This is a genomic window from Candidatus Poribacteria bacterium, assembly GCA_021295755.1.
Taxonomy (GTDB): domain Bacteria; phylum Poribacteria; class WGA-4E; order WGA-4E; family PCPOR2b; genus PCPOR2b.
This window is the reverse complement of record JAGWBT010000078.1, coordinates 1-13,249: the sequence shown is the minus strand read 5'-3', so window position 1 is coordinate 13,249 and position 13,249 is coordinate 1. Positions and strand designations below refer to the sequence as shown.

The window sequence follows — 13,249 nt, the reverse complement described above, 5'->3', positions numbered from 1 at the left end:
GTGATGCTCACAATATCGAGCGCTTCTTTTTCTAGCATCTGATTGTAATCAGTATACACAGTAGGAACAGAGAATTCATCGGCAAGGCGTTTCGCCGATTCCACGTTTACATCCATCGCTGCGACCAATTCTGTCGTTGGATTTTTGGTATAAGCAGTTGAATGAGCGCGTCCCATCCCACCACAGCCAATAATGCCAGTGCGATAAGTTTTAACCATTGGTTCACCTCATCAGTGATTGTTGGTTAGGATTTTCCTAAAAAAATGTCTACTTGCTCTATCCAGATGGCGGATACCATCCTCCTAAAGGTCAGTCAATCTACCCAAATCGGTTCAGTCGGAATTTGTCTATCGGATAATCCGTTTTGCCGTCAACGGCGAGTTCGGCGAGGATCTTGCCGACAATGGTTGAAAACTTGAAGCCGTGTCCTGAGAACCCTGCCCCGACAAAGATGTTTGAATTCAGCGGATGATGCCCGATAAGAAAGTCGTTGTCTGGCGTAAGTGTATACATACAGGTTGAGCCTTCAACAAAGGAAGGATTGACTCCGGGCATAATTGTTTTGAGCCACTGTTCCAGCGCATTCTGTACGTCTCGGTCTAGCTCCCGATCAACCGTGTCAGGAGAGGTCACGGGTCCATGCCCGTCATCAGCTATCTTGATTCCGGGACCGTAGTAGGGAAAGCCGTAGTAGTGCAGGTCGTAGTCCGCGTAGACAGGCAGACGGTCTGGCTGATACAACGCCCCGCCGTCTTGTGGCTGAAAGTAAAATTTCTGCTGTCGTGTTACCTCAAGCGGTAGTGAGAGATCTTTGAGCAGCTGTGAAGCCCACGGTCCGGGGGCAACGACAAGCCTTTTGCAGCGATAGGTGCCTGCCGATGTTTCAATTTCGGGATGTTCCTTGCTGATGTCGATATGATGGACGCTTACCCCACTGTGAACCGTCGCCCCGAAACGCTCAGCTTGTGATACATGTGTGCGAACACAACGGCTTGCGTTTAGGAAACCTGAGTCCGGTGTGTAGCAGCCGACGGTGCCCGCCGGGAGTTGAAGTGCCGGAAATCGGGCGGCAACCTCTTCAGCCGTCAGCACCTCGTGTGCTGTTTTCGTTTCCTGCATGACACGAATATTCTGATCCAATCGTTCATTCCCCGGTTTAGCAAAGGCTAGCATGCCGTTGGGGGTAAGCAGCTGTTCGCCAGAAAGTGTCTCTAATTCCTGCCACAGCGGAAGGGCGGCTTTCACCAAAGTCACGTATACGGGGTCGTTATAGAAGACCCGAAACGCCCTTGAGTGACCATGAGAACTGCCGTGCACATGACCGACGGGGTATTGCTCTATGCCGACCGGTGCCGCACCTTGGCGTGCGAGATGATATAGAGCAGCGCTCCCCATCGCCCCCAACCCGACGACCAAAATTTCCGCATCTCGATGCATTTAATTATCCCCTCTTTATTGATCAACTATGGTGAATTGGAGAAATAAGTAGATACTTACCAATAACCCCGACCTTTGCGCAGTTTTCAAAGTCCCCCTGATAAGGGGGATTTAGGGGGTTGGTTGTACATTGGGAGTGTCTAAATATGGTGAATTAGAGAAATAAGTGGACATTTACCAATAACTCCGACCTTAGTGAAGTTTTCAAAGTCCCCCTGATAAGGGGGATTTAGGGGGTTGGTTGTACATTGGGAGTGTCTAAATAATTCTAAAATCTACTATAAATCAAAACCATAAACGCGCATCGCATTTTCTCCGAGGATCATCGCTTGTTCATCGGGGGAGAGTGACTGTGTGTGCAGTTTTGCTAACTTCACCAGTTGTGGATAGTTTAGATGACGCAGCAGTCCCGGCAAGTCCGTTCCCCATAAGACTTTTGATGGGTCGATGCGCTCAAGCGCAAGGTGAAGATACCGCTCCGCGGTGGGATAGGGGAAATCCTCGTCCGGTAGATAGGCTGGCAAAGCGGCGGTATCAAACCACACGTTGGACAGCTGCCCAAGATCAATCTGTTCCTGCCATAAGCCCCAGCGTTCCGCCTCCGCTTCCGCCGACGGGTTCGGCTGCCCCAGATGTGCAATAACGATCCGTAGATCCGGATGCCCCTCTGCAATGGTTCGCACGGCACCGGTCTGATAAGATCGGCTGCCTATAGCCCCCAAGTCAAGGGTCAGCACCAATCCGCGGTGTTCAATCGCCTCCCAGAGCCAAGCGATGTCAGACATATCGAGCCTAGCATCGGGGTGCAAGCCACACAGTCCAGTCGGTTCAGAGCATTCCAGTTTAACCACCCGAAAGCCCGAAGACGCTATAAGGTCCTCAAAATCTTGGAGATCGTTCGTCTCCCATGGATCGAAATACGCTGCACCGACGAGGCGATCTGGGTAGCGGTCCAGTGCCTCAAGCACATACGAATTGCACTCCCCATAAAACGGTCCTTGGAGCAGTACCGCTTTGTCAACACCCGCCCAATCCATATTTGCTATAAGCATTTCAGGGGTGAACACCGTTTTTTCGTTATACGGTGGCAACAGTTGGGTTTCTTCATCACCGACAGCAATGCGACCATAACCCGGTCCGCGGGTGGAACCCCTACCCGTCGCGCCGCGGACTTCGGGAAAGATGTGAGCATGTGCGTCAATAATCATGGGCAAGCCTATCCTTACTCTTATTCCAGATTGGCGTGTCTCGTGAACATCAATTCCGTGGTTTTCCCCGTTTTCCTCATCAGCAGAAGGACGATCGCCTCCAAGGTCAACAAGAGACTCTGCTCAAAAAGAGATCCCATTGGCTGCACTGAACGGAAACCGAGATCCTTGTTAACTTTGGGTGAGGGGGCAGCGATAGTGAGAACCACCTCTGCCACTTGAGCAATCGGTGCGTTTTCATCAATGGTGATAAGGCAGATAGTCGCACCGATTGCGTCGGCTTTGTTAGCACTGACGACCAAGCTGCTGGTTGAGCCTGAACCGGAACCGATTAGCAGCACATCTTTGTCTGTGATACTAGGGGTTACGGTCTCTCCCACGACATAAGTATCAAAGCCCATGTGCATCAAGCGCATGGCAAAACTCTTCATTGCCAGACCGGATCGCCCAGCCCCAGCGACAAAGATTGTTTCGGCAGCCAAGATCGCATCAGCCAGTTTCTCCGCCGAATCGTTGCAGATATGCCCTACGGTCTCGCTTAGTTCATTAAGGATCTGGCTGATATATGCCTGTGTATTCACCGATTTTCCCTCTTTAAGCCAACAATTCTCTGATTTCGAGAGCCGCCTGACGGGGATCCGGCTGGTTGGCGATGAAACCGCCCACAATGATGACCGCCGGACGATAAGCGAGAATATATGGCAGGATCTTCGGATTAATCCCACCCGCCACTGCCATCTTAGCTTGCTTCAGGGCAGCGTGGACCAGTTGAATTTCTCGTAGGGGATCTATACCGTGGTCTTGGAGGTCGAAGGCGGTATGGACACAGCAGTAATCTGGGGCGATGGGGTCAATCTGATCGATACGTTCCCGAACATCACCAACCGCTATCAGGTCTATCATCACCTGCTTATTGAGAGTACGGGCTTGGTTCACAGCGCGGCGAATTGTAACGTCATGTGCCACGCCAAGCACGGTCACAATATCCGCACCCGCTTCAAACCCAATGCTTGCCTCAATATCACCGGCATCCATGATTTTGAGATCTGCGAGCACCTCAAGTTGAGGGTAAGTGTTCTTGATCTCTGTGACGACCTTTACCCCCTCTTTCATGAGCAGAGGAGTGCCGACCTCGACAATATCTACGAGATCGCTAATTTGCTCAAGGATACCTTTGGCTTCCCGACTATTGCTTGAGTCCAAAGCGAGTTGCAATTTCATATTATCATGTCCATTTTTTTAACTCGTATACTACTCTTCGGCATTTTATCACGGATGGAGTTCACTGTCAAAGCAAGAAAGGTGCAAAAAGGCATAAAAAAAGCGCCTCGGTTACCCGAGACGCTTGTAACTTGAACCGATAATTAAGAAGGTCTACCTGGCCCCCCTGGAGCTCCTTTCCGCTCAGGTAAAATTACCCGATCGCCATCCACCAATCCACTCTTGATGATAACATCGGTTTCATTCTGCTCGCCCGTCTCAATAGAGACGCGCTTTCCCTGCTGCCCTTTTGAGTTGCCGTTCCCTTTTTCAGAACCGCCTTGTGCATCGAGCATGACAAACTTATCTTTCGTAATTTTAATGTTGGTCGAAACCCCGTCCGCCTTCTGCTTACCGTTCACCAAAAGTGTGAAGGTGCGTTCACCATCACGCAAGCCGCGCTGTGAGCTATCGAGACTGATTGTCAATCGGTCGCCGCTGATGCTAGTTATCTTGCCGTTGAAGCTCTTCCCGGTTAGCGTTTTGAGCTCAATCTCTTGGTCTGTTTTGAAAGCATCTGCAGCGGCACCAACCTTCGCCGTAGCAATTGCCGACGTTTCATCTTGAACCGCATCAATCGGCAGCATCAAGACATCTTTCTCCTCATAGGTAACAACATCGACATCGGCACTCATGCCGGGACGTAATTCAGACGGTGAGCCGACCACCTCGACCATTACCTCAAAGGTGATGATATTGTCCCGCTCCTCTCCACTCGGAGAGATTTCCGCGACGCGACCGTCATACGTTGTATCCTTATATGCGTCAGCTTTGATGTTTGCCTTCTGATCCATCCTGAGTCGTTCCATATCGACTTCGTTGATGTAGGTCTTCACCACCATTTTTGATAGATCTGCAATTGTCATCAACGGCGGACTCTGCGAGAATGCCGAGCGACCGGAGGTGACAATCTCTCCCTCTTCAATTTCGAGTAGGGTCACAGTGCCAGCCATCGGTGCCTTGATAACTGTCCATTCCAACTGTTCCTCTTGGTTCTTCAGGCTACTCCGACGGCGAAGGAGATTCGCTTGTGCGCTCACCGCTCCTTGCTCGGTGACAGTTTTTTCATTTACGAGGGTATCCTCAATCTCCGCAAGGCGGGTTTGGGCGATTTGCAGTTGGAGGCTTTTCTCCTCCTCCTCCGCTTGTCTCATTTTACGGAGTTCTTGCAAATTCAAGTCTTGGTACGTCTTAGTTAGCTGACGGTTTGCGATTGCACTCTTTCTTGTAGCGATAGTTTTCTCTTGAGACTGTACGGTTTGCTGCTGAGACTCTAATCGCTTAAGAGCCGTTTTATATTGTGAATCTGCATTGGCATATCTTGATTCCGCCTCTTCCAATGATTTTTTGGAAACCAGTTTCTTCTCAAACAGTTCCTTGTTCCGATTCCGTTCAGATTCCGCGTTATCCCGCTCCACTTTTACCGACTCAAGTTCTGTCTGAAGTTCTGCGAGTCTGATTTCTGCACGGTTGAATTCGATCTTTGCCTGTTCCAGCGCAATGTTATCTTGAGCCAATTGGTTTAGCGTCGTTTGGATGTCCGTTTCTAACGAGGTAATCTGTGTTTGTGAAGCCGCTTGGGTTGTCCTCAAATTCGATCGGGCAATTTTGACATTATCTGCCGCTTGTTGACGTGCGCTCTCAAGCTCTTCAGTTTTCAATATGATGTTGAGTTCTGACTGCCTGAGTTGTGCTACAGCAGCATCGACATCGGCTTCAGCCTGCTTCCTTTCTTCCACGTACTGTTCCGGATCAATCTTTAACAGCACCTGATCCTTCTCAACATAGTCCCCATCATTCACATACAGATCAATAATTTCACCCGCAACGTTTGCCTTGACCTCGACATCAATGAGCGCTTCGAGGTTTCCTGTCGCGCTAATCAGCTTCTGGAAATCCCCACTCCTGACCACTTCAACCCGCTTCTCAGCTGCGCCCTCTTGTTTTCCGCGCCCTCTAATCCATTCGCATGACATGAGGGTTACCGCTAAAACAAGAATCGCAACAGTTCCGATTATCTTTTTCACTATTTGATCGCTCCTTTGTTGATGATTGCTACTTATGGTGGATTCTAAAAATAAATAGACACTTTCGCCCCAGTAGGTGCGGTTTTCCAACCGCACCGGTTTGGAGTGTCTCATTAATTCTAATCTCCACTATAGTTTAACGTCTTATGTAACTCTGACTACCAATGTCTTTGAAAGTTTATCGCCAAATCGCTGCTTTTTCTCTCCTAAGATGAAGATGCAATCAATTACACTAAGTATCGGCAGTGACAGATTGCGAAGAACAGATTGCCACAGATTGCAAGGCAACCCACTCGTAGAATCAATGACTCTTGTTTTCATAAGTCGTTTGCCAATACTTCGTCCGTTTACCGCATCTTGAAAGAGTAGATACAGTAACGCAATGGAGGCAGCAACCCAGAGCACAATATTGGTGCCTTCTAATCCAATACGCATCCACACACCGAACGGAATAGCGACGATAGCAGCGTAAACCAAGCTGTCCAGTAACTGTCCCCAAAATCTTCCGGAAAGCGAGGCAAGCTTAAATTCTTGTCCATCAATCCTGAGGCTTTCATCTCCCGGCACCTCCCGCAACGCTTCTATCGGCATTAGGATTGCTGCTCTGTAAGCGGGGTACAACCCGAAGATAACCCCAATGCCCACAGAGACGCCCATGGCGATGATCATGGTAGAATATGAAATGACCGAGGGCCAATTGCTGCCTTCCCACACAAATTTAGCGATCAACGCGGCACTACCCTTCCCCAGAAAAATACCAAGAATCGCCCCCAAGATACCACCTGTTATACTTAGGACTAACGCCTCGATCAGAAATTGTGTCAAAATATCGCGCCGCTTTGCCCCAAGTGCCTTGCGCAGGCCAATCTCCTTTGTTCGTTCTGTGACCGAGACTAGCATGATATTCATGATGCCGATTCCTGCCACAAAGAGTGCAATCAGCGCAATCCCACCCATTAAGGCTTTCATCGTATTCCCGATCTTTTCAGCGGTTGCCAATTCCTCCTGTGCTGTCCAGTATTGATATTCCTCTCCAGAATTATTGTGCAGCCTACCCAAAATATGCTTCGCTTCCTCTTTCGCGATTTCAACCTCATCAAGGCTTGTTGCCTCCACACGGATACGCTCGACCTCCTTCCGTCCGGTAAAGCGCTGCTGAAATGTTGTGAGGGGGATGATAAAACGCTCATCCCAACCTTCGGTATCCATCGCATCGCCTTTCTCTTCCATCACACCGATTACCGTCAGGCGTACGTCATATCGAGGTCCCCAGCTCGTTGTACGTGTCGCCTTCATCTCCTTGCCGATTGGGTCCTCACCTTTGAAGACTTCATCGTAGATTTTATAGCCGATAACGGTGACCGTGCTTGCTCTTTCAACCTCCTCCTCAGTGAAGAACCGTCCCATGACTGGATACCAATTGTGTGATCGATCATACCCTGCGGTCCCTGCAACCACTCTAGAATTCCTACTGGCTCCCTCATGATATACATTCCAGCCCGGCATGTCATCTTCACCGACTACATGGACAACACCTCTCCCTCTTTCCATAATCTCATATATATCTTGGGTTTCTAGGTGTTCTGCACGGTTTCTACGCCAACGTCTCAGGGTACGTCCTGCCCTTCTGCTGAATGTCCCTGATTGCCGATCCCAATCGTCCCGTGTAATCTCAATCATGGTCAATCCGCCGGTGCGTTCTATTTCGCCTAAGACCAATGCACGTGAACCGTCACCGACCGAAACCATGCTCACGACCGCCCCAACACCGATAGCAATGCCCAAAATAGTCAATCCGGAACGGAGTGGATTACGCCGTAGACTGGCAAGTCCAACCATAATACATTCGATGAGATTCATACGATCTTCTCCTTTGATTGATTCGTTAGGTTGTTCGCCGGTTCCTTACAATTTACAAACGTTTCTATTCTGTCCTCAACGCTTCAATAGGCGAAAGTTGTGCCGCTTTTACCGCGGGATAAACGCCGAAGACAATACCGATAAGTGCCGAAAAGGTAACCGAGATAACTATCCACTCTGTGGAAATGGTAGCGGGCCACTCCGGGACAACCTTCACAATCTTTACCGCAATATTCGCCATGCCGTAACCTGCGCCAATACCCAATCCAATCCCAAGCAATCCACCAATACTACACATTACCACCGCTTCAACTAGAAACTGAAGGAGGATGTCCCGCCGCTTGGCACCAATCGCCTTTCGTAATCCGATTTCTCGGGTCCGTTCCGTAACGGACACCAACATCATATTCATAATACCAATCCCACCAACGAGCAAAGAAAATCCAGCGATGCTACCCAGCGTGATTTTGATAACCCAACTAATTTTATTCAGCTGCTCCATGCTTTCATTCAAAACCCAAATGTGGAAAAAATCGTCTTGGTTGCGATGTTGTTTTCTCATCACCGTTTTGACCTCTTCTTGGGCTTTGTCAATCAAATTTATATGTTTTGCCTTGACGGTGAACATCGTGACGTGGTCATTTCCGGTAAATCTCTCTTGTGCAGTAGTCAACGGTACAAATAGAATGTTATCGAGATTCCAGCCAAAACGAAGACTTCTTCCGCGCGTCTGCATTACACCTACCACCGTGAACCGGACCATCACTCTTTCTCGTTCTTCCCGTTTGACTTCCCAGTCGGCACTTCGTGCGACCTTGATTTGCTTGCCGATGGGCTCATCCTCCCCAAACAGTTCGGTTGCCAGTTCGGATCCAATGACACAGACTTTTTGCCGATCGTTGAATTCAGTCTCTGTAAAGAAACGCCCTCGTCCTATCTCCCAATTCATCCCAATCGGAAAGTGCGAATCAACGCCGTTATATCCGGTGCGGCTTTCGGCACCATCTGCGGCTTGAACGAGAACGCCACCCCATCGCGGAATACGTGGTATCACCAATTCAACGGAAGGGCACTCCGCTTCAATGGCTACGACATCATCATACTTTAGAAACTCGCTGCTACGGTTGCGGACCCATTGCCCCTTTTTTTTAATCCAGCCACCGCGCCACATACTAAATTGACTCGCGCCTCCCAACTTATCCGCATCTTGGAGTACAAGCGTTTTTGCTCCATCCCCTACAGCAATCATTGCAAGTACCGAAGCGACCCCAACGATAATTCCTAACATTGTCAAAAGGGAACGCATCTTATTTATGCCAATGGCTCTGAGCCCGATTGAAAATCCTTCACTGAGTTTCAATATCCTCTCTCCTTTCGTGTTAATACCATTCTCAACGCTTCGATAAGCGAAAATGGCGGACTTCCATTTCCAATTAAATCCACACGTTTGAGAGTTCTTCACTCAGTTCCAAATTTCCTTTTCTCCTCTCTATTCAGTCCGCAATGCTTCGATAGGCGAAAGTTGTGCGGCTTTTACCGCTGGGTAGACACCGAAGACAATACCGATAAGTGCTGAAAAGGCAACGGAGATAATCATCCATTCTGTAGAGACAACAGCGGGCCACTCCGGAACAATCTTAACAATGTTTACTGCAACATTTGCCATCCCGTGCCCGGCAGCAACACCCAACCCAATACCTATAATGCCACCAACACTGCACATTGCAATTGCTTCAATCAAGAATTGGAAAAGGATGTCCCGTCGTTTGGCACCAACCGCTTTACGTAAGCCGATCTCTCGGGTGCGTTCCGTTACAGAGACCAACATCATGTTCATGATGCCGATGCCGCCCACAAGCAGCGAAAATCCGGCGATAACACCGAGCACGATTTTGATAACCTTGCTAATTTTGAACAGTTGCTCCATACCAGCCCTCATCTCCCAAACATTAAAGAAGTTGTCCTGATTACGGTGCCGTTTCCGTATCACCTCCGTGACCTCTTCCTTGGCTTGGTTAATCAATTCGACGCTCTTTGCTTGGACAGAAATCATTGTCACCCGGTCATTGCCGGTAAACCGTTCCTGAACCGTTGTCAAGGGAAGAAGCACCCGGTCATCCAGATTCCACCCGAAACGGAGACTTCGACCACGAGGCTCCATCACCCCCACAACGGTGAACCGTTCCATGCTTCTGTCTTGGCTACGTTGTTCCCAGCGACGGCGCCTGTTGCCGGAGCCACGCGCGATTTTGATTGTTTTACCAACTGGATCTTGACCCTGAAAAAGTTCGTTTGCTACATCCGATCCGAGAACACAGACTTTAGACCGATCGGTAACATCTTCCTCTGTGATAAAACGTCCCGTTGCAGGCTCCCAGTTCATTCCGATTTGATAGAAAGACGTAATTCCTTCATACCCTGTCCGTTTCTCGGCACCGCCTTCCGCTTGCACAAGCACCCCACGCCACTGCGGGATACGAGGGATGACTCCTTCGACGGACGGGCATTCGGCTTCAATTGCCAGCACATCTCCATATTCGAAATATTCGTTGCTGCGATTCCGTTCCCAACGACCGCTGCCTTTGCGGATATGGCTGCTCCGATATAGCGTGACCTGATTGGCGCCACCAATCTTTTGGGCGTCCTGGAGCACAATCAGTTTGGCTCCATCGCCGATAGCAATCATCGCCAGAACCGAAGCGATACCAATAACAATTCCGAGCATCGTCAAGAGCGATCGCATCTTATTCGCGCGAATCGCTGTAAATCCAACTGAAAATCCTTCGCCAATTCTCATTTCTGCTCCTCCCCTATTTGTGCTATATTTTGTCCCAATACTTGGACGAAACGGCATGAGATTGGTTTAGATGTTTGATGGTAGACAAACAACATCGGGGTCTGAAGTATTTACTGGATCGGATTGATGGAAATTGTCTTGACAATTTCGGCAATCGCTGATAATATATACCTCTCAAATTTGGTTCGCCCAAATTACCCATAAATTGCGAGGTTACTCAGAATGCCACTGATCTATCTTGAAGACATCTTGAAACGTGGTGACAACAAGGAACATAGCAGCAACAAGTATTTGGCTGTGAATATCGCAGCGAAACGAGCGCGTGAAATCAATGCCGAAAATAGCCTGCCTATGTTAATGGCTAATGCCCAAAAACCTGTAACAATTGCAATTGATGAGCTTAGCTCAGGGCGCATTAACTACGAGGAGTTAGATCGACCGGAAGAATCTGTGGAAGGTTCACCATTCGCTCCCATAGATAGCGAGGAAGACAAGGAGGCGGAGGGGTTAGAGGAACTTCAGCCAACCGAAGAATAGTATGAAGAAGACGAGGTGACAGATCCGGATGAGGCGGAAGAGGGGTTGTAAGTTAATTATCCGGTCGAGTTGAAAACTGTTGCGTTGCGCGAAAGAATCTAAAAAAAATAGTCACTGCTATGTTGGTTTAAGGGTTCACATACGGAGGAATGAAGTTGTTCCATTCCCATGTGAACCCTTTTTTTATTCTCTAAGACGTTCTGCTTTGTTGTTGATCCAAACCTGTAAACATGCTAAAATAAACACGTATCATTTCAAACTTCAACTTTGGAGGTATAACATGGCATTAGGTGAGGGAGATTATAAATATGAATTAGTGGACGGATGGCCAAAACTGCCGGAGGGTTGGGTTTTCTCTATGGTGTCGGACGCAGCAATTGATTCCAAGGGACGAGTCTTCGCTTTTACCCGCGGTATACATCCGGTTATTGTTTTTGACAAGGAGGGGAACTTCGTTACCTCATGGGGGTATGGGGATTTTGGTGTTTCTCCACATCTGATTAGCCAATCGCACGGAATCTTCATCGGACCTGACGATGAAGTTTACCTGACCGATGCGTGGCAACATATCGTGCGCCGTTACACGCTACTCGGTGATTTGGAGCGCGAGTGGGGAACACGCGGTGTCGCTGGTGTGACATACCATAAACGCGAGTATAACATGCCCACCGGCGTGGCGCTCGGTCCAGAAGGAGAGATCTACGTCGGGGACGGATATGGCAATCGCCTCGTTCACAAATATTCCAAAGAGGGTGAACACCTTCTAGCGTGGGGAGAGGCGGGCAGCGGGCCAGGTGAGTTCGCAGTGGTCCATAATATTGGATGTGATAAGACGGGGCGCGTCATCGTCTGTGACCGTGAGAACAATCGAATCCAAATCTTCGATCCGGATGGGAAACACATGGAAACATGGACGGATGTCGTTGCCCCCGGCGATGTGTGGATCACTGATGACAACATGATTTATGTGGTTGAGCAGGGGGCGGGCTCACGTGTCAGCGTCTGGACCCCGGAAGGAGAGCGGTTAAGTCGGTTCTCCGGTGCCGAAAACAACGGTATCATACAGTCGGCGCATGGACTTTGCGTTGATGACGAAGGCAGCATCTACGTTGCCGAGATCGGTGAGCCGGGCCGTGGACAGCGGTTTCAGAAGTTTGCCCGCGTCTAAACAGATCCGCTCATGTTAAGAAATAGTACAACAAAAACCGTAGGCGGGGCATCTTGCCCCGCCCTCAACGCTTTTACCGTAATTGCACTCCGTTTTTACATGAGCTTCTTTTTTACTTCACACTTTCTTTTTGTATAAGCCTTTATTTATCCCATCGTTTAGCCCGGTTGCACAGGGCGCGTCCGATCCTGTGGAATCAGCGGACGACTCCCGTTGGGTGTTACAAGGAACGATTTCTCAATGTGTAGCGACCCAACGCCCGGCATCGAAATCATCGCTTCCAAATTGAGAACCATGTCCACCTCAAGCGCTAAATCTGAAGAGATGTCTACACAATCATCATGAATCCGCTGCCCATTGTCTGCGACGATAATCGGGTAATCGCGGACCTCCAAGCCCAGTCCATGTCCATGCGGAGATGAGGCTGTGATTCCGTGTGCGTTGAGTGTTTTCCACATAGCAGCTTGGGCGGCAGACGCTTTTACGCCCGGTGTCATCTCCTCCGCCCCTGCCTCAACACATTCCCGCAATGCTCTATGCCTGTCGATTAGGGCCGCCGACGGTTCGCGCATGGTCAACGTCGTGCCGCTGTCGGAGAACGCTCCTTCATAGATGCAACCAAAGTCTACATAGAGTATGTCCTCATCTGTCAAGATGTAGTTTGGCTCCGTCGCAAGTCCTAAGCCGCGCACCCCGAATGCAAAGTGATCGAAATCTGCGCCATCCTTGGCGATCTGCTGTCGATAGTATTGGACAACATCGGCGATTGGCTCCCCCGGTCGGGGGTGCGCGAGTGCGTCCATCGCTGCCGTCTCGCTAATTTCCGCTGAACGAATCAGCCGTGACAATTCATCTTCAGTCTTGACCATCCGAACAAGGCGAATGAGATTTGAACAATCCTTGATCTGTGCCTTTGGCAGTCCTGCCTCGATCGCCTCTTTTGCCCTCGGTGATA

The 13,249-nt window shown here is 49.4% G+C and carries 12 protein-coding genes; 2 read left to right on the top strand and 10 right to left on the bottom strand.

The features are described from left to right. The 9 genes from J4G02_12570 to J4G02_12530 all read right to left on the bottom strand — a co-directional run. On the bottom strand, window positions 1-218 hold a 218-nt coding region (locus tag J4G02_12570), incomplete at its 3' end, for a Gfo/Idh/MocA family oxidoreductase (protein MCE2395412.1). Window positions 219-318: 100 nt separating this feature from the next. Next, window positions 319-1,437 (bottom strand): N-methyl-L-tryptophan oxidase, encoded by a 1,119-nt coding sequence (gene solA / locus J4G02_12565; GenBank protein ID MCE2395411.1) that lies wholly within the window; start codon window positions 1,435-1,437, stop codon window positions 319-321. A gap of 278 nt (window positions 1,438-1,715) precedes the next feature. Continuing rightward, on the bottom strand, window positions 1,716-2,645 hold the full coding sequence (locus tag J4G02_12560; protein ID MCE2395410.1) for an amidohydrolase: 930 nt from the start codon (window positions 2,643-2,645) through the stop codon (window positions 1,716-1,718). 20 nt (window positions 2,646-2,665) lie between these two features. Then, window positions 2,666-3,226, bottom strand: coding sequence for a 6-phospho-3-hexuloisomerase (gene hxlB, locus J4G02_12555; protein MCE2395409.1), 561 nt, complete (start codon window positions 3,224-3,226; stop codon window positions 2,666-2,668). 13 nt (window positions 3,227-3,239) lie between these two features. Continuing rightward, on the bottom strand, window positions 3,240-3,866 hold the full coding sequence (locus J4G02_12550; GenBank protein ID MCE2395408.1) for an orotidine 5'-phosphate decarboxylase: 627 nt from the start codon (window positions 3,864-3,866) through the stop codon (window positions 3,240-3,242). Between the two features lie 143 nt (window positions 3,867-4,009). Then, on the bottom strand, window positions 4,010-5,932 hold the full coding sequence (locus tag J4G02_12545) for an HlyD family efflux transporter periplasmic adaptor subunit (protein MCE2395407.1): 1,923 nt from the start codon (window positions 5,930-5,932) through the stop codon (window positions 4,010-4,012). Window positions 5,933-6,076: 144 nt separating this feature from the next. Continuing rightward, window positions 6,077-7,792, bottom strand: a complete 1,716-nt coding sequence (locus tag J4G02_12540; GenBank protein ID MCE2395406.1) for an ABC transporter permease — start codon at window positions 7,790-7,792, stop codon at window positions 6,077-6,079. Window positions 7,793-7,856: 64 nt separating this feature from the next. Next, window positions 7,857-9,152 carry an ABC transporter permease gene (locus tag J4G02_12535; protein MCE2395405.1) on the bottom strand — a complete coding sequence of 432 codons (1,296 nt, stop codon included), beginning with the start codon at window positions 9,150-9,152 and terminating at the stop codon, window positions 7,857-7,859. Window positions 9,153-9,281: 129 nt separating this feature from the next. Further along, a complete protein-coding gene (locus J4G02_12530; GenBank protein ID MCE2395404.1) occupies window positions 9,282-10,589 on the bottom strand; it encodes an ABC transporter permease in 1,308 nt (435 codons plus the stop codon). A gap of 222 nt (window positions 10,590-10,811) precedes the next feature. Between J4G02_12530 and rpoZ the strand changes: the two genes are divergently transcribed. Both rpoZ and J4G02_12520 read left to right on the top strand, forming a co-directional pair. Beyond that, window positions 10,812-11,126 carry a DNA-directed RNA polymerase subunit omega gene (gene rpoZ / locus J4G02_12525; GenBank protein ID MCE2395403.1) on the top strand — a complete coding sequence of 105 codons (315 nt, stop codon included), beginning with the start codon at window positions 10,812-10,814 and terminating at the stop codon, window positions 11,124-11,126. A gap of 280 nt (window positions 11,127-11,406) precedes the next feature. Beyond that, a complete protein-coding gene (locus tag J4G02_12520) occupies window positions 11,407-12,294 on the top strand; it encodes a hypothetical protein (protein MCE2395402.1) in 888 nt (295 codons plus the stop codon). 158 nt (window positions 12,295-12,452) lie between these two features. On the opposite strand, the gene J4G02_12515 is transcribed toward J4G02_12520, so the two are convergent. Then, window positions 12,453-13,249, bottom strand: a 797-nt coding sequence (locus J4G02_12515) for an aminopeptidase P family protein (GenBank protein ID MCE2395401.1), incomplete at its 5' end; no start/stop codon positions are given.

Bases quoted from the DNA above. Each gene is read 5' to 3' on its own strand.
- J4G02_12560 (MCE2395410.1), bottom strand. From the start codon at position 2,645: ATGATTATTGACGCACATGCTCACATCTTTCCCGAAGTCCGCGGCGCG.
- rpoZ (MCE2395403.1), top strand. From the start codon at position 10,812: ATGCCACTGATCTATCTTGAAGACATCTTGAAACGTGGTGACAACAAG.
- J4G02_12530 (MCE2395404.1), bottom strand. From the start codon at position 10,589: ATGAGAATTGGCGAAGGATTTTCAGTTGGATTTACAGCGATTCGCGCG.
- J4G02_12540 (MCE2395406.1), bottom strand. From the start codon at position 7,792: ATGAATCTCATCGAATGTATTATGGTTGGACTTGCCAGTCTACGGCGT.
- J4G02_12550 (MCE2395408.1), bottom strand. From the start codon at position 3,866: ATGAAATTGCAACTCGCTTTGGACTCAAGCAATAGTCGGGAAGCCAAA.
- J4G02_12520 (MCE2395402.1), top strand. From the start codon at position 11,407: ATGGCATTAGGTGAGGGAGATTATAAATATGAATTAGTGGACGGATGG.
- solA (MCE2395411.1), bottom strand. From the start codon at position 1,437: ATGCATCGAGATGCGGAAATTTTGGTCGTCGGGTTGGGGGCGATGGGG.